At 60.1% G+C, this 16,180-nt stretch carries 17 protein-coding genes and 1 pseudogene; 4 read left to right on the top strand and 14 right to left on the bottom strand.

The genetic code is table 11. From position 1 onward, the window contains the following. Nucleotides 1-126: 126 nt before the first annotated feature. The 7 genes and pseudogenes from ACZIRK_RS42885 to ACZIRK_RS42855 form a co-directional block, all read right to left on the bottom strand. Nucleotides 127-423: pseudogene (locus tag ACZIRK_RS42885) on the bottom strand (transposase); the annotation flags it as partial. A 451-nt stretch (nt 424-874) separates the two neighbouring features. Then, on the bottom strand, nt 875-2,446 hold the full coding sequence (gene tnpC, locus ACZIRK_RS42880; protein WP_130231824.1) for an IS66 family transposase: 1,572 nt from the start codon (nt 2,444-2,446) through the stop codon (nt 875-877). A 73-nt stretch (nt 2,447-2,519) separates the two neighbouring features. Further along, on the bottom strand, nt 2,520-2,867 hold the full coding sequence (gene tnpB / locus ACZIRK_RS42875; RefSeq protein WP_474419625.1) for an IS66 family insertion sequence element accessory protein TnpB: 348 nt from the start codon (nt 2,865-2,867) through the stop codon (nt 2,520-2,522). Next, nucleotides 2,864-3,274, bottom strand: coding sequence for an IS66-like element accessory protein TnpA (gene tnpA, locus ACZIRK_RS42870; protein WP_130232059.1), 411 nt, complete (start codon nt 3,272-3,274; stop codon nt 2,864-2,866). The genes tnpB and tnpA overlap by 4 nt, the downstream gene beginning before the upstream one ends. A 53-nt stretch (nt 3,275-3,327) precedes the next feature. After that, nucleotides 3,328-4,782 carry an IS4 family transposase gene (locus ACZIRK_RS42865; RefSeq protein WP_130231930.1) on the bottom strand — a complete coding sequence of 485 codons (1,455 nt, stop codon included), beginning with the start codon at nt 4,780-4,782 and terminating at the stop codon, nt 3,328-3,330. Between the two features lie 218 nt (nt 4,783-5,000). Then, the gene (locus ACZIRK_RS42860) at nt 5,001-5,543 is read right to left on the bottom strand and encodes a hypothetical protein (protein ID WP_130231968.1); all 543 of its coding nucleotides are present in this window, start codon (nt 5,541-5,543) and stop codon (nt 5,001-5,003) included. Between the two features lie 290 nt (nt 5,544-5,833). Then, a protein-coding gene (locus ACZIRK_RS42855) for an IS3 family transposase (RefSeq protein ID WP_474419623.1) occupies nt 5,834-7,047 on the bottom strand; the annotation gives its coding sequence in 2 pieces (ribosomal slippage) (nt 5,834-6,771 and nt 6,771-7,047; 1,215 coding nt in all). A gap of 632 nt (nt 7,048-7,679) precedes the next feature. Here ACZIRK_RS42855 and ACZIRK_RS42850 point away from each other — a divergent pair. Both ACZIRK_RS42850 and ACZIRK_RS42845 read left to right on the top strand, forming a co-directional pair. Continuing rightward, nucleotides 7,680-7,952 carry a hypothetical protein gene (locus ACZIRK_RS42850; protein ID WP_130230723.1) on the top strand — a complete coding sequence of 91 codons (273 nt, stop codon included), beginning with the start codon at nt 7,680-7,682 and terminating at the stop codon, nt 7,950-7,952. A gap of 273 nt (nt 7,953-8,225) precedes the next feature. Next, nucleotides 8,226-9,317 carry an IS630 family transposase gene (locus tag ACZIRK_RS42845; RefSeq protein WP_130230725.1) on the top strand — a complete coding sequence of 364 codons (1,092 nt, stop codon included), beginning with the start codon at nt 8,226-8,228 and terminating at the stop codon, nt 9,315-9,317. Between the two features lie 818 nt (nt 9,318-10,135). Here ACZIRK_RS42845 and sctO read toward each other — a convergent pair. The 7 genes from sctO to ACZIRK_RS42810 form a co-directional block, all read right to left on the bottom strand. Next, nucleotides 10,136-10,558 carry a type III secretion system stalk subunit SctO gene (gene sctO / locus ACZIRK_RS42840; RefSeq protein ID WP_130230727.1) on the bottom strand — a complete coding sequence of 141 codons (423 nt, stop codon included), beginning with the start codon at nt 10,556-10,558 and terminating at the stop codon, nt 10,136-10,138. Beyond that, nucleotides 10,546-11,811 (bottom strand): type III secretion system ATPase SctN, encoded by a 1,266-nt coding sequence (gene sctN / locus ACZIRK_RS42835; protein WP_245475129.1) that lies wholly within the window; start codon nt 11,809-11,811, stop codon nt 10,546-10,548. The genes sctO and sctN overlap by 13 nt, the downstream gene beginning before the upstream one ends. Nucleotides 11,812-11,921: 110 nt before the next feature. Then, on the bottom strand, nt 11,922-12,548 hold the full coding sequence (locus tag ACZIRK_RS42830) for a FliH/SctL family protein (RefSeq protein ID WP_130230729.1): 627 nt from the start codon (nt 12,546-12,548) through the stop codon (nt 11,922-11,924). Further along, nucleotides 12,527-13,252: a hypothetical protein gene (locus ACZIRK_RS42825; RefSeq protein ID WP_130230731.1), complete on the bottom strand. Its 726-nt coding sequence runs from the start codon at nt 13,250-13,252 to the stop codon at nt 12,527-12,529. Before ACZIRK_RS42825 ends, ACZIRK_RS42830 begins: the two co-directional genes overlap by 22 nt. Next, nucleotides 13,249-14,025 (bottom strand): type III secretion system inner membrane ring lipoprotein SctJ, encoded by a 777-nt coding sequence (gene sctJ, locus ACZIRK_RS42820; RefSeq protein ID WP_130230733.1) that lies wholly within the window; start codon nt 14,023-14,025, stop codon nt 13,249-13,251. Before sctJ ends, ACZIRK_RS42825 begins: the two co-directional genes overlap by 4 nt. Before the next feature lie 6 nt (nt 14,026-14,031). Next, complete coding sequence (locus ACZIRK_RS42815; protein ID WP_165421512.1) at nt 14,032-14,409, bottom strand: EscI/YscI/HrpB family type III secretion system inner rod protein; 378 nt, start codon at nt 14,407-14,409, stop codon at nt 14,032-14,034. A gap of 56 nt (nt 14,410-14,465) precedes the next feature. After that, the gene (locus ACZIRK_RS42810; protein WP_130230737.1) at nt 14,466-14,801 is read right to left on the bottom strand and encodes a hypothetical protein; all 336 of its coding nucleotides are present in this window, start codon (nt 14,799-14,801) and stop codon (nt 14,466-14,468) included. Between the two features lie 909 nt (nt 14,802-15,710). Here ACZIRK_RS42810 and ACZIRK_RS42805 point away from each other — a divergent pair. Continuing rightward, on the top strand, nt 15,711-15,983 hold the full coding sequence (locus tag ACZIRK_RS42805; RefSeq protein ID WP_130230739.1) for a hypothetical protein: 273 nt from the start codon (nt 15,711-15,713) through the stop codon (nt 15,981-15,983). A gap of 1 nt (nt 15,984) precedes the next feature. Further along, nucleotides 15,985-16,180: hypothetical protein (locus tag ACZIRK_RS42800; protein WP_463703179.1), on the top strand; the 196-nt coding region annotated here is incomplete at its 3' end.

The following is a 16,180-nucleotide window of genomic DNA, read 5'->3' as shown; positions in this document are numbered from 1 at the left end:
CTACATCGCCGAAACACTCGAGGCGATCATCGACGGCCATCCCCATAACAGAATCGAAGACCTCATGCCGTGGCGGTTCCGCAAAACGTCAAGCCAGTGTCAATAGGGTTGCGGCTAAGCGCTTACGAAGAACTCCTCGCCGCAGAAGAACTGGTAATAGGGGTTCTCCACCCAGCGCTCGCGCAGCACCTCGTCGGAGAGGTCGTAGGTGTGCTTGAGGATCGCCAGGCCCGCCATCAGCCGGGTCGGCAGCGGCGGCCGGCCCGGCTTGTCCTCGTAGACCGCGCCGAACTTCTGCTCGAGGAACGCCCAGTCGATCGTCCGCGAAAGCTGCACCAGGGCATGGTCCATGTCGATGATCGCGTCCAGCCGCGAGCGCAGAAGGTCGGCCTGTCCGCTGTCCCGTCGTTCCTTGGGTCGCATCGTTCCCTCCGATGCGAGCACGGAATCACGACCCGCGATTCGACGGAATCGCAAAAATGAAATTGCAAGCCTTTGGGCCTTCGAACCCAAAGAGCTTGCAATCTCAAACCTCGTTCCGCTCCAAAAATCGACTCCCGCTCAACCGCTTGGGAGATTCTTCACGGCCGACTGCCTATGTCGCTGGCAGATCCGCTGGTCGGTGGCGGGCGGAGTCGACCCTCACGGTTCGCCGGCAAGTGATGAGCAGCCGGAATCGTGTGGTTTCTCGAGATAAGCGCCCCTATTCGGAAAGGACGGTGCCGAGCTACTCGAAGTACTCCCTGCGAGCTCGTACATGGTGCTCTTCACATGAAGTGCCATACCTCCGAATGCTCTTAGTTCCCGCGGGAAGTCCGTATGCACCCGGCGACGACCGCCGGCCAGGTCGTTTTTGGCGGAAGGCTGATCGCGCTTATGCGGCGTGAGCGACGTTCTGAGGTCGCCAATTCCAGGGCATGAGTTTGTGGATGCGCTTGGCGGGATGATCCGGTAAGCGCATCAGCACGTCGGCAAGCCAAGCCTGTGGGTCGATGTCATTGAGCTTGGCGGTGGCGATGAGGCTGTAGATGGCAGCCGCACGCCGGCCCCCCTCATCGGACCCAGCGAAGGTCCAATTTTTTCGCCCCACGGCGACCGCCCGTAGCTCACGCTCAGCAGCATTGTTCGACATGCAAAGCCGTCCGTCATCAAGGAAGCGGCTAAATGCATCCCAGCGGCTGAGGCAGTAATTGATCGCCTTGGTCGTGTCGTTGTTCCTGGAGAGCTTGGCGCGCTGCTCGCGCAACCACGCATCCAGCTCGCCGATCAGGGGGCGGCTACGCTCCTGGCGCACACGCAAACGCTCCTGCGCAGTAAGACCGTTGATCTCGCGCTCGATGGCGAACAGAAGGTCGATGCGCTTGACCGCCTCGGCCGCGATCGGCGCCTTGCTGAGCCGCGCGAGATCAAAGAACTTGCGCCTGCCGTGCGCCCAGCACGCGGCCTCGATGATCGGGCCGCCCTTGCGATTGGCCTCGTAGAGCCTGCCAAAGCCGGCGTAGGCGTCGGCCTGCATCAGTCCGGCATAGCCCGCCAGATGCTGCTCCGGATGCGCGCCGCCACGATCAGGCGAGTAGAAGAACACGGCAGTCGGCGGATCTGGGCCGGCAAACGGACGGTCGTCGCGGACGTAGGTCCAGAGCCGGCCGGTCCGCGTCTTGCCCTTGGCCAGGACCGGCACCGTGGTGTCATCCGCGTGGATGCGCTCGGCTGCGAAGACGTGGCTCCGGATCGCATCTAACAGAGGCATCAGGGTTGCCGCGGAGGCACCTACCCAGTCCGCGAGCGTCGATACGTCGAGGTCGATGCCTTCACGCCGGTAGACGTCGCTCTGACGATTGAGCGGCAGGTGCAGGCCGTACTTGGCAAACAGAACATGGACCAGCAGCTTGGGCCCTGCACGCCCGCGCGCAATCGGATGCGAGGGGGCCGGCGGCTGGGTGATCGCTTCGCAGGCCCGGCAGACGAGCTTCTCGCGCACGTGCTGGATCACCTTCCACTGGCGCGGAATGAGCTCCAGCGTTTCGGTCACGTCCTCGCCAATCTTGCGCAATCGGCTGTCGCCGCAGCATGGGCAGGTGGCAGACACCGGATAGACAATGCGCTCCCGCGGCAAATGCTCCGGCAGCGGCCGGCGGGCCGGCTTGCGGCGCTCGAACGATGGCACCGCAATCTTCTCGGCTGCCATCTGCGCCGCGGTCTCAGCCTGCGCCGCGTTCTCCTCCAGGTCGGCGAGCTGTAGCTCGAGTTGGTCCAGCAATGCGCCCCGCTCGGAGGACTGTCCGAACTGCTCGTGCCGGAGCTTCTTGATCGTGAGTTTGAGCTTCTCGATCACCAAGGTCCCTGCCTGGGCCTCGGCTTCCGCGGCCAACCGGGCCGCTCGCTCGGCGCGCAGCATCGCCTGCAGCGTGGTCACATCGTCGGGAAGAGAATCATCGGCGCCCATCGCCGACCAGAGAATCACAAGACGCGGTCTTTGTCCGAACCGCTGATCGTGCCGCCGATTCAAATCCCAGCGATCAGCCAGCCGCCTGCGGTCGCCAGGTATGTTGCGGCAGCCGCCAGTCGATGCCTTCCAGCAGGTAGCCAAGCTGGGCTGGGGTGATTGTCACCACGCCATCAGTCGACGACGGCCACAGGAAGCGGCCGCGCTCCAGCCGCTTGGCATAAAGCGACATGCCCAGTCCATCGTGCCAAAGGATCTTGATCAGCTTGCCGCTTTTGCCACGGAACACATAGAGGTCGCCGCCGTGCGGGTCTCGCGTGAATGCTTCCTGCACCAGCAAGGCCAGCGAGTTCATGCCGCGACGCATATCAGTGTGGCCGGTCGCAATCCACACCCGCACGCCCGACGCAATGGGGATCACCGTAGGCGTCCATCTGCCAGCGTCGCGACGACGGCCTTCAGCGTCGCCGCGTCGACCGTACCCGTGATCCGCATCCGAACCCCGGCAGCAAACTCGATCTCGATCGACCCGCCGCTGCCGGCCGGCTCGACCGAACAAGGCGAGGGCCCTGATTCCGCAACCACCATCGCCGGTACGAAGCCCGTTGGAGAGGCGGCATCCTTCGGCTTAGGCTGAAACGAGCGTCGCCATCGCAGCAGCAATGAGCGCGAAACGCCATACCGCCGCGCTGTTGCCGCGACTTGGCGCGGCGCCTGTAAGCTCTCCAGGACGATCTTGAGCTTCTCATCCTCGGACCAGCGCCGCCGCCGGCCCGTGTCCACCACCCCAAGCCGTTCGACTTGGGCACTGCGTCTATCACTGTCCATAAGGACAGTTCTCAACAACATGCCTCATTCGGCAAGGCGGCCTTCACCGGCTTTCAATTACCCACAAATTCTCCTCCAACCGTCGCGCCCAGCGCGATGTCGGTGAGGCGTGACAGCCCACGCCACATAACGGTATTGCCGGGAGGCGGATCGCTGGCGCGGGCGAGATAACCGCCGAGCCGGGCGATCTTGATAAGATAGTGCGAGAGCATTTTCTTTTTTGCTTTTGGTTTGTCGTTGACGAGGCGATCGAGCACGCCGATTTCAGTCGCGGTCAACGCGACGGTTGGCGGCGTGTCTGGGGCGGAACGGTTGAGCATCGTCATCCAGAAGACCCGCCAACTCAGGATGCAAAAGAGCGAGATCAGGTTGGTCAAACGCTGGGCGGTCCTGAGCTTCGACTCCTCAGCTTTGCAGCCCGATTTGAGGATCTTGTGGAACACCTCGATCTTCCATCTCAAGCCATACCATTCGAGCTTCTCAATGGCGTCGGTGCGGGAACCAATGGGCAGGTCGGTGATCAGCTTCCAATCGATCTTCTTTCTGTTTTTCGGCGTCCCGCGCTCTTCAGCATGGATCACCGTCAGGGTCAGAGCGGGATAGCGATTCTGCTTTCCGATCGGCGGCAGGACGCGAATCTTGCGATACCTGATCTCAAGAACGGCCTGGTCGGGATCGCCGTTGCTGTCTCTGACTTCGATGCGATGGAGCCCTTTGACGGCGACCTCGTCCATTTCGTCGGCGATCGTGTGATTCCCGTCTCCAGCCAAGCGGTCGACGCAGGTCCTGATCAGGAAATGAGTTCCGATCTCCTGTGCCGCGCAGAAAAGCTCGTAGATGTCACTCTCGCGATCGCCAATATGGATGCATCGTCCCGGATGATCCAAGAGTTGGGTAGACTGCTTGAGATTTTCCAACCATCGGACGCTTTCCTTTTTCTCGATGGGAATCCGGGTCGGATTGATCTTCTTTTTAAGCGCGGCCGTCCCCTTGAATTTCTTCCGGGTCCAGAACTTAACTGCCGCCAACCCCAGCGGCACCCCCTCGATTGTGACCGCGAGGCTCGAATGCATCAGGATGCCGCAAACCGTGTGCGATCTGAGGCGACCCGCCTTATCCCGTCCACTGTTTATGCTCTTGGTGATGCCGATCGCTTCTGACTTCTCGCGTTGATAGGTGAACTCGGTTGTATCGTGCAGCACAAGAACGAGACCTTCAGCGGCGGCACGATCATGTGTCGATTGGAAATGGCCGGCCAGAATGTCCGCTTCGCTGACCCGGTCATTAGAGAAGAACCGGTAGGCTGCCTTGGTATTCGCCCAATCCTGGCAGACGAGCGGAATGCTTTGTCCCATGGCGCTTCCAATCTGCGTGAGCAGTTTGCGGAATCTGTCGCCGAGCCGCGCGTCCCTAAACTCGCATCCACTACTCTCTCGATCAATCCAACATTCACCTTTCAAGGACCGCAAACTGCCTTTTGCCGATCGATCCCTTAATGTCAGCCCCATAGAGCACCCCTCGCGAATCAGGTGCTCAGCAAGGAATCACAAGTGATTCTTTCGATTCAAGATTTGGCCGATCGGCGGATCAGCCCGAGTGGTCAAAGTTATGGGTAATTGAAAGCTTCACCGGACGGATACGGAAGTCCGATCAAGGAAAGAACTGTGAGCCTGCAGAGAACGATCATTCAGGAATTGACGACACAGTCGCTAAAAAGAAACGACGACTAGACCCGCTTCCAGTAGTCCCGCGGTGTTTCCTCTGAATCGTCACGTGACCCCGCCGATTGAACCGCCCGATCGTCCGGCTGCCTTACGCCGATCGCCTGAGAGGCCGCCTCCGGGGCGCTACTGTAAGAATCACGAATCATCTTCAGCCCGTCGATGAGGGCTCCGTCATCTGGGAATAGTCCTTTAGCACGCGCAATCAGTGATCCATGATCTAGCGTACTGATTCCTTCGCCATTACGATTGAGCACTTCTGAAAACCTGCGAAGACTGCGGCAATAACGGTCAACGGCAGTCAACGAACGTCCTTTTTCAACGGCAGCATGAGTCGCGCGCTCGATGACACGCTTGTCGTCCTGAGAGAACGTATGACGTCGAGGACCGCGATGAGCTGAGACATCGGGCTCTCGATAGTTACGAAGCATGGTCAACGCGCGACGCATTCGAGGGCTTATCTCGAGGAACTGATCGGCGTGAGCGACCAAGGCATCGTGATCGAGTGCAACAAGGTTCTGGCCGCGCGCCCTGAGATTATTCGCCAAACTGAGAAGGACTCTCGTGTAATCACGGGCCGTGCTCCGTCCTATTTTCCCGCGTGCAACAGCTGCCTAGACCGCTGCTTGGATGAGGCTTTGATCCTCGGCAGCGGCCTGAGGACGATACCTCCGGACGCGAGTTGCGGATATTGCGCCGACTGCGTATGCGGTCTGGCGCTGCTCTGATTGTGGCTGTTGGTTGCTGTGCTGCAGGTGTGGAGTGAAATGGACCCGCGGAGCGGGACCGCTTGAACCGGTTTGTTAGTTGGAAACTGACCGCTCCTGATCCGTTTCTATCACGCTGCCAGAGTCTCTGTCTGCTGCAGTTGGTGTGGGCATGTGGTCAACGCGTCAGCGTTGTCCACCATGTCCACAGCCTTCGCGGCCTGCATCCGCTCGCGCCAAACCGCCATCGGCGTGCGATAGCCGTGCGCCTGATGAAGGCGACGATCGTTGTAGAAGGCGATCCAGCTCGCGACCCCTGCCTTGGCCTCGCGGCCGTCGGCATAGCCCTTGAGATAGATGTCCTCGTGCTTGAGCGACCGCCACAGCCGCTCGATGAAGACGTTGTCCATCCAACGACCACGGCCATCCATGGAGATCTTGATCCCTGCGCCCGCCAACGCGCCGGTGAAGGCCGCACTGGTGAACTGGCTGCCCTGGTCAGTGTTGAAAATCTCCGGCGTGCCATACTTCGCCAGCGCCTCGTCCAGAGCCGCCACGCAGAACGAGACGTCCATCGTGTTCGACAACCGCCACGCCAGGACCGCACGGCTCGCCCAGTCGATGATGGCGACGAGATAAAGAAAGCCGCGGCCGATGGGCAGATACGTGATGTCGGCCGCCCATACCTGGTTTGGCCGGTCGATCGTCAAGTTGCGCAACAGATAGGGATAGATCTTGTGGCCCGGCGCCGGCCTCGTAGTGTTCGGCCTTGGTCCCAGCGCCGCAATGCCCATCTTGCGCATCAACCGCTGCACGCGCTTGCGATTGACCTGAAGCCCCTCAGCCTTCAGCATCGCGGTCATTCGCCGCGAGCCCAGGAACGGCCAGGCGGTGAACAACTCGTCGAGGCGCCGCATCAGGGCAAGGTCGTTGTCGTTGGCCGGCCGTGGCGGCCGGTAGACCCCAGAGCGCGCGATGCCAAGTAACATGCATTGCCGGCGGATCGACAGCGCCATGTCGGCGCGATCGAGCATTCCTCGACGGTCCGGCGTGCTCATCTTCCGGACCTCCGCGCTAAAAAATCGCGCTCGACTGTCAGTTGTCCAATCTTGGCGTGCAGCTTCTCGATCTCGCGTTCGCGCGCGTCCTCGCTCTCCCGCCCGACACCCGCGTCAAAGGCCCGGGCCGCCTGGTCCAGCAGTTGCTTCTTCCAGGCATAGATCTGGTTCGGGTGAACCTCGTAGCGCTGGGCCAGATCGGCCACCGTCGCTTGCTCCCGCACGGCTTCCAGCGCGATCTTCGCCTTCAGTGCCGCGTCGATCTTGCGTCTCGTCTTCGTCGTCATCATGCGCTCCGTCTATCAAACGGAGCAGCCCCTTCCAACTAAGCAAGTGGTCCCAAAATCGGGGTCCATTTCAGAGAGACGTACGGTGATGGACTAAGAAGCGGAGTCGGTTCGTAAGCTGGGTGATGTGGCGGGTTGGAGTTCGATGCTTCGAACTCCCCCAGTGCGAGCGAGCTTGGCTGATTTGCACTGTCAGCTCGCGAGCGGGCTGATGGCACGCCTTGGCAAAAGTTTGCGGTGTTCCAACTTGCGCCTGGCAATGGACCTAGATGATCCGCTACCTTCAAACGTTTCGCCGCAGCAAACCTTGGCGGAGACTCGGAGGTGAGATCCTCCAATGGTTGCCGATACTCACGAAGCGCCGTCAGAGCCGGGCCAATCTTTGTCTTTTCGAAATCTGGTACAGTCTGCATAGCGTGAGCGGCCAACGCGTTGTGATCGAATGCAGCAATCGTTTGCCCTCGCGACGCGAGATCCTGCGACAATCTGCGAAGAACCCGAGCATAGTCCTCTGCGGTTTTGGGTTCCCATCTCCGGCGCCTAGCAGCTTGCTTGATCGCCTCGTCGATGAGCATCTCGTCATCCTCCGAGGGGAGTAGGCGCCTGAGAGGAGGTGGAGCACCGGGCTCACGATGATGACGCAGCCAGGGCAGAGCGAACCTCATGTGCCTGTCACTCGCGAAGAACTGTTTGACGTAATTGACCAGCGCGTCGTGATCGAGTGCAGCAATCCTCATGCCGACCGCTCCGAGATGGTTCGCCAGTCTGCGCAGCGCCGCAAGATAATCCGCCGCCGTGTTCAATCGCTGTATTCCTCGTCCAATGGCGGTCTGGATCGCCGCCTGGGCGAGGCTCAAGTCCTCGGGATGGGCCTGAGGATAATACCGTCGGGAGTCGATATCTGACACGGCGCCAATTGCGGACTCGGCCTGACGTTGCTGCACCTGCGGGTTGCTGCGGCACGGCGGAGCAGGCCGCCTGCCACTCTGGCTCCGATGAGTTGAATTGGCTTGAGTGAATTCCATCGAGTTTGCGCAGCTGCATGTGTCCCTCATGCGTTTGCAGGTGACTTGAGCGCTAGCTTCAGTAATTATATGCTGCTCGGCTAGTGTCCTGTCCCGCAAATAACTGGCATTAATTCTGCATCGTTCTCGCGATCTTGTGGGATGGAGATGGCGATGACGATAGGCAGACCCAAGGCAGATCTGGTGTTGTCGGATCAAGAGCGTTCGCAGCTTCAAACGTTTGCACGTAGCCGCTCGCTGCCCGCGGCGCTCAGCAGTCGAGCGCGCATTATACTGAGTAGTGCAGATGGCGAGCCCAACAATGCGATCGCGCAACGAATGCAACTCACCAATGCTACGGTCGGGAAGTGGCGGTCGCGTTTCATTGAGCGGCGCCTGGCTGGCTTGTACGACGATGTTCGCCCAGGCGCGCCGAGAACGATCGATGACGAACGCGTGGCGCAGCTGATTAGAACGACGCTGCACACTAAGCCATCGGATGGTTCCACACATTGGAGCGTTCGCTCCGTGGCTGCCGAAACTGGCATCTCCAAGACCAGCGTACAGCGTTATTTCCGAACGTTCGGCTTGCAACCGCATCGCTCTGAAGGCTTCAAGCTGTTCAATGATCCTTTCTTCATCGAGAAGCTGCGCGACGTCGTCGGGCTGTATCTGAGCCCGCCCGACAACGCTTTGGTGATCTGTGTCGATGAGAAGAGTCAATGCCAAGCTTTGGAGCGCACGCAACCAATGCTGCCCATGGGCTTCGGTTACGTCGAAGGCATTACTCACGACTACAAGCGCCACGGGACGACCACGTTGTTCGCAGCGCTGAATGTGATTGATGGGACGGTGCTCGCCAGGTGCAAGCCGCGTCATCGGCATCAGGAATTCCTATCGTTCCTGCGCGAGATCGATAAAGCGGTTCCCATGGGGCTGGATATCCACTGCATCATCCACAATTACGCGACCCACAACCACCCGAAGATCAGGGCTTGGCTCGCGATCAGGCCCCGTTGGCACATGCACTTCATTCCCACCTACAGTTCCTGGCTTAACCAAGTGGAGCGCTTCTTTGCGTTGATCACCGACAAGGCGATCCGCCGCGGCTCTTTCTCCAATGTTAAGCAACTCGTCCGGAACATCGATCACTTCGTCACGGCATACAACGCCACCTGCCAGCCCTTCCGATGGACCGCTACGGCAGACGCAATCCTCGAAAAACTGCATCGACTTTGCTCACGAATTACCGGGACAGGACACTAGCTTATGGCTAGCAAGTGAGCCGATTTGCCGCTGCGGCTAGCCTCCCGAACTAAGCGACATTGAGTATAGCATGCGCACGATTTGCGAGCGGCTATCAATTCGTTCACGGATGCGGCATAGAGATTAAAGAAGGGATGAATGGACCGGCTCGAGGATTTGGGTCGATGCAGCCGGTTTGATGGACTCCGCCGTGGGCTAATCCAACTTTGCATTAGAACTCCAACCGAGATAGCCCATCGTCAAGACCGTTGGGTGGTTAATTGAAAAAATCAGTTCTGGCATCGCTCCTCGTTCGATAAGTCCCCGCGCCGTGGGCTCTGTCTCGAGTGACGAAAAGAAGCCCTCCAGCGGGTCGTCTTGGACTTTGCCCCGGCTGCTCATGGTGGAGACAATGTCATTGTCGGCCAGCGGCTGGAACTCCTCGGTGGCATACGGCGGTCCTGGTTCGGATGCAGCAGCGCAACCGGCTTCCCGCCGCGTCGGATCGCCATTAATAGTGTATCCGCGACCAACCGGGCGATCATGCTCGCGCTCATCGACCAGCCCATGACTAGCCAGCGATGACGCTGCTCTTTCTCGCCAGCAGAAATGCTGAGAACCATTGGCGACGACCGGTTACATGACCGCAATGGCCAGTTTTGCCACCCAGTTCAGCAAGCGCGTCGCAAGCTCATCGGAGGGCCCCGATGGGTCTGTTCGCTGACCTCACAAACTTCTTACAGAGGCGCTACTACACAGAACTTCTGAGGCCTAACTGCCCCACAACGGCTGCACCCGCAGGGTCCGCTCCTTAGATCCATAGATCAGAGATCCTTCTCCTAGAGCGGGCCGGCGTTCAAGGCACGCACCAGATTGTCGCATTTCTCGAGCTCCCGATATGCCTTACGTGCGACGTTGTAGGCTTCCTCACGCGCCTGCCGGGCTTGTTCGGTTTCCGACAGTGCCTCCTCGAGGCGCCGTTCGAGCAGCCGTTCGTGGTCGTGCAGTGAGATCATCTTCGCCTTCGCCTCCTCAAGATCGTTGAGAGCGACGGTTTTGCCGATCAGCAAATCGTATATCTCGCGTTCCAGACGAGGCCGGTCTTGCCGCCATGTGCGAAGGATTGTCAGTGCCGCTTCGATAGCCGCATCGGATTTGTCGATGGCTGACTGCCGCACTCGTAGAGTCTCGTCGGCCCGGCGACTCCGCAATTTTCTCAACTCAAGCAATTGATGTACGGCCTTAGGAGTTATGCGAGGCACGTGGCAAGCTCCTGAAGCATTGCGTCGAAGCCAATTTGTTCACATCTTGGCTGTCGCAGGAACGCCCGTATGTTCTCTATCTTGGCGATAGCCGTATCGGCGTGCGGATCGGCTCCCTTCTTGTACTCGCCGACCCGTATCAATAGTTCCACCTCGTGGTATTTCGCTAGCAGGGCCCGCAGCTCACCCGCTAATTTCTCATGCCGCGACGACACGATAGCATTCATAGCACGGCTGACGCTTGCCAGAATATCGATAGCGGGATAGTGGTTCGACGTTGCCAAGGTGCGTGAGAGCACAATGTGGCCATCCAGGATGGAACGGATTTCATCGGCCAGGGGTTCGGTGACGTCATCGCCCTCGACAAGCACGGTGTAAAACGCGGTTATCGATCCACGATCGTTGTTGCCGGCGCGTTCCACGAGCTGCGGCAAGGTTGCAAAGACTGAGGGCGGGAAACCACGCGCGGTGGCCGGTTCGCCGGCCGCCAGACCAATCTGCCTCTGGGCGCGCGCAAAGCGCGTTACCGAATCCATGAGAAGCAGCACACGCTGTCCCCGATCTCGATACCATTCTGCGATCGCCGTCGCCACGTAGGCCGCCTTCACCCGCTCCATCGCGGAACGATCGGAGGTCGCAACGACAAGAACTGATCTCCGTCGCGCTTCTGAGCCGAGATCGTGTTCGATGAACTCCTTCACCTCTCGGCCACGCTCGCCAATCAGCGCTATCACTGTCACGTCAACCGCCGCACTACGCACCAGCATCGACAGCAGTGTGCTCTTGCCGCCGCCCGCCGCGGCAAAGATGCCCATGCGCTGGCCTTCCCCGCACGTCAAAAGACCATCGATCGCCCGTATGCCGACTGGAAGAGCGCGATCAATTATGCGCCGGGTCAAGGGATCCGGTGCCTCGCTTTGGACTGGCACGCGGGCGTCTGGAAGCAGGGGCCCATGAGTGGATGTGTCGAGAGGGCGGCCGAGACCGTCAAGCACCCGGCCAAGAAGGTTCCAGCCCGCGGGTGCTGTCAGAGGCTCTCCCATCGGGATCACCTCAGTGAGGGTAGAAAGCCCCTGTGTTTCGCCAAGCGGTGTTAGAATGGCGATGTCGTGCTGGAACCCGATGACTTCCGCGGACAATTCACAGTTGTTCTCGGGGTTGCGGAGCGTGCACAGGTCGCCTATGCGGGCGCGAGGTGCCGTTGCACGGATGATTGTCCCGACGATTTGAAGGACTCGGCCGCGGACGCGCATTGCCGACGTCTGCGCCACCACTGTGCGAGCAAGCTGGAACAAGCGATCGATGCCGTCGTGCGAAGAATGAATGGCGGTGACTGCCGTTGGCTGCTCGGGTCGCTCGGAAGTCACGTTGCAGAGGCCTTTAGGCTGCTGCGCAGGCCGGCTTCGATCGCCGCTAATTGGCTTTCGATCGTGGCGTCGACCAGTCCAGCATCGGTCTCAAGGATGCAGCCGGCATCTTTGACACGCGGATCAGAAATTACTTCGACGACGGCGCGCGACGTCGCCGTCGAGAGCAGTTCGTTCAATTGTCTGCGAACTGTTTCGACATGCGCCGGTGCCACGCGTAAGCGGACGAGGGAGCTATGACCTGTGAATTTGAGGCTATTCAAAGCGATCCGCACCGCCGCATCATCCGGCGCGATGGTATCGATTACCCGACGTGCGATCTGTAGGCCCATGTCGACAATCCGCTCTTGATTCTCCTCCATGATCCACAGAGACGCCACGGCGATCGCGGTCAAACGTTGTTCGATGGTCGCTTGCGCCGCTGTCAGCGCGGCTTCCTTGGCTGCCGTCTCGATCATCCCTGCGCTTTCGCGCGCCCCATCCACGAGCGCGTCCGCATCGCGTCGCGCCTGAGCGAGCAATTGCTCCGCGTCCACGATCGTCTGTGCGTTTTCTGCCGGCAGGACTCGCCCTGGGCCGAGGATGCGGACCCTGCCAGACGTCAGTTGAACCAATGCGACCATGTTGGCATCTTTTTGCGGGCCAGGCGCCGCATCGCACGAAAGGCATCTTCGCCGGCACTGTCGTCACGGCAGGCGTCCGCCACCACCATCCAGATCGCTGCAGGTCGGCGCAATCGTAGTCGGGCGCGCAGCCCATGTGGGATGGCGCCTATCGCAAGGCCGAACGTCGCCGCACCGCGGTAGAGGAATGCATTAGGCGCAGCCGGCATCTCGGAAGCGCTGACCGCGGACATCAGTTCGGCGGTCGGTCGCGGTAGCAGGGCGGCATGCGAAACGAATGCCAAGGCCTCTTCTCCGAGAACGGCGCGTGCCGCCAAAACATCGGCCGTCCGAAGAAGGCCGATGAGGCTGGACACGCCGGTCCAAGCTCCAGCGAGGCAGATAAGGCGTGCAGCGTCCGGCGTCGGCAGAAATGCGAGCCGGGTTCGTGGTGCGTTGCCGGCCGAAATAATCGCGGACGCTTCACCACCTTGGCCACGAAGCAGCCAACGTCCAAGCTTGACGCGAATAAACGGGTCGGACTGAGCGAGGTCCAGAGGCATCCATTCGGGCCAATCGAACGCTATTGTATCATCGAAATCGGCCGCAGGATCGGCGATGCAGCGCATCATCGCTCCCGCCCACGACGTATCAAGCCATTCATCCGAGATTGTTGCTGAGCTCATTGCGAGCATAGTCTGATTGTTCGCTTCGCCGAAGTTCATGACGCTGCCATACCGTTCCTATGGCTAAAGCGCCGCCGCCATATGAGACAGACGAGCACTGCATTGCCAATCAGCGATGCCGCCATGCCGCCGACGAGGCCGATCAAGAGGCGCGATGAGTCGCTACGTTCTGACGCCCCGGCAGTCACTTCCGTTCGACGAAGCGTGGTATTGTCCTGATTGGCCTCTACAAGGGCAACGGAGACCCGATCATAGGACACGCCCTTCAAGCTATTTGCGACCAGCTCCTTGATCTTCGGCACGACCTGATCGATCGGGGCACCGGGCTTGTAACGGACGAGCACAGCGGCAGTTGGCGGGGCGGGTGGACTACGATCGTCACTCGCGCTTTCCGGCAAGACCGCGTGCACCCGGGCATTGAGCACGCCGTCGATAATGGACAGAGTCTGCGAAAGCTCCTGTGTGACACCATAAGTGTAGCGCACACGCTCTTCTGTGTCCGATGAGATCATCCGGTCCTTCTTGAAGAGAGTGCCCATATCGGCGAAATGATCGCGAGGCCACCCGGCGCTGTCCAACACAGCCATGGCACGCGGCACGTCCTCTGTTGGCACCACGAGCGAGGTCGTGCCGCCGGTCTCGGCCGTCCGTTCCGCGTGGATGCCTTGCCGCAGAAGCAATGCAAGCATTTCGTTGGCCTCGCGCGCTGAAAGGTTGCGATAGAGCTCGATCTTCGATCCGCAGCCGACCAGCGTGAATAGCACCAGAAGTGCCACCGCCCGCTTCAATACAAAAACCACGCCCCGCGTCACCGTGGCTCATTGGCCGCTCAGGAAAGTGTCGAGAGCGTGGGTCGCCTTCCCAAGCACCTTGGTCACAGTGTCGTATTGCAGGCTCATAGCTGACAGCTGGACCTGCGCATCGAGCCACTCAGCCGAGCGGATGCTCCCCGCGTTCATGCCTTCGGCGGCCCTGCGCACGCCTTGCATGGATTCTGCAAAACCGGCGCTCAGTTTTTCCATGCCACTGAGGATATCATCGGAGAGGCGAGGAACGAGCGCCCCCCCTCCCTCCTCCGTCAGCTCGCCTCCAGCCATGATCAGCGGTTCGTCAGCTCGCTGCGATGGCACAGGCGGCTCGAGTGCGGCTCGAAACGCCTCGACGGATTCAGCCGATACTTTCGATGTGACTGGCATCTCGACCGCCAAAAAGGCTGGCCCTGTTTGCGGGAGGATACTACCTACGCTGCTCATTAGATGTCCTTTCCTGCGGTATGGGCTGGCTCGGTCTGGCCCAAGGCTGTGAGGAACCCCTCGAGGCCGGGCTCGCCGCTTGGCAGGCTCCTGAGCACAGTATCGCGTTCGCTTAGGCGTCCATTAAGCCCAAGAGCCACGGCCTGAAATGCCATCCCATATGCATCATTTGCTTTGGCAAGAGGATCGAGGCGTTCCAGCGCTGCTGCAACATCGCCTGCCGTCAGATCTGCGACCGCATAAGCAATGACACACTCCCGGCTGCCCGGCGCAATGACCTCAAGTCCCTTCGCGATCCGCCTCGCCCTCACCACGTCGCTCGTGACACAAGCCAAGAATGCCGTCTCCGTGAGACGTCGCAGGAGGCGGGAGCGGCTGTCGGGCGTCGCACAAGTCGACAACAAAGACATAGATGCCGAATCCCTTTCCCTAACCGAGTCATGTGTCGTTTGCCGATCATCCATGTCATGTCCTGCCACCGACCTCCGCCGGGAAAACATCGCGCCTGAGCTCCGAAAGGGCGCACGCTCGCAACACGTCCCGTGACCAAGCACTCACCTCGCCACCACATGACAAGACCGTCTGCCGAGTGGCGTTGCGCGCTGCAAGCGATCTATTCTCACGATGGTCTAATTCGGCGTCTCGCTCGGCGCCAATACAATACGGGCATGGAGTCATAACGGTAGCCTATGGATAGTGGCGCCCTCCGTCAGCCGCTCGGTCCGGCACAAAGTGTGAGCTGCTCGCGGCGTTTCGTCCAAGGCGACTGCAGAACCCAATCCGCCGTCAATGCGATCCTCATCGTTACCTGCTTAAGGCCAAAAATGCGTACGGCTCGGCGACGAGTTCTTGCCGAACGACTCATTTGACGCAACGACACGCATTTCCGGGTTAGCGCCACCGTCTCAAGCGCTCGCGCTGAGACGCACCGATCCATCGCGGGCGACTATGCCTTCATAGCGATCACGTATTTTGCGCCATGTGCCGCCTCTAGTAGTGACCTGCGGAGCGGTTGATCCAACCGGGACACGGAGGAATGCCATTGGGCCAGCTGCGGGAACGTTCTCGTCGTGAGGAAGGGGATTCTGGCACACCTTATCATCGGCAGACGATGCCTGTCGGTGGCCTTGAGCGGCCGGCCCCGAGAGCAGGTCGTTGCCCCTTGAGCGGGGCTGGTGGCGCAAGCGGTTTCGAATCCTGCAGGCGCTACGGTGCGTTGGCAAGGAGACCGTCTGGGAGGGGCAATGAACCTCGATGACACGATGGAGGCTGCGCGACAGACCATCGCACAGATGGATAGTCTCTTGACGCGGGCTCGCGAACAACTTGGCCGTTGTGCTTGCCCGTTGGGCGACACCACTATGAGTGCCGCTTCAATTTCTGCATTTGTCGCCGATCAGGACGAAGCGTTTCAAAGGGCGTATGCGCACGAGCAGGCGGCGCTCAGTCACATCCTGCCAGCCCCCCAATCAATGTCGCATGTTCCAAGCACCAAGCCGTCTCAACAGAGAGTGTGACATGATGAGGATGGCGGACGGTGAGCTATTGAATGGTGGTGATGCGACAGACACCGAACGGCTGGCACAGCTCGCCATCGACTTCGTGGCAGGGCGCGCGGACCTGGCTAGCGTCATTGGGATCACGGACGATGAGCTTGAGGCCTTATATGTATTTGGCCACCGCTACTATTCTTGCGGCAAGTATGAGGAGGCGC

Source organism: Bradyrhizobium sp. Leo114 (genome assembly GCF_055229415.2).
Note: the sequence above shows the minus strand (reverse complement) of the source record. Positions and strands in the feature narration are given on the sequence as shown.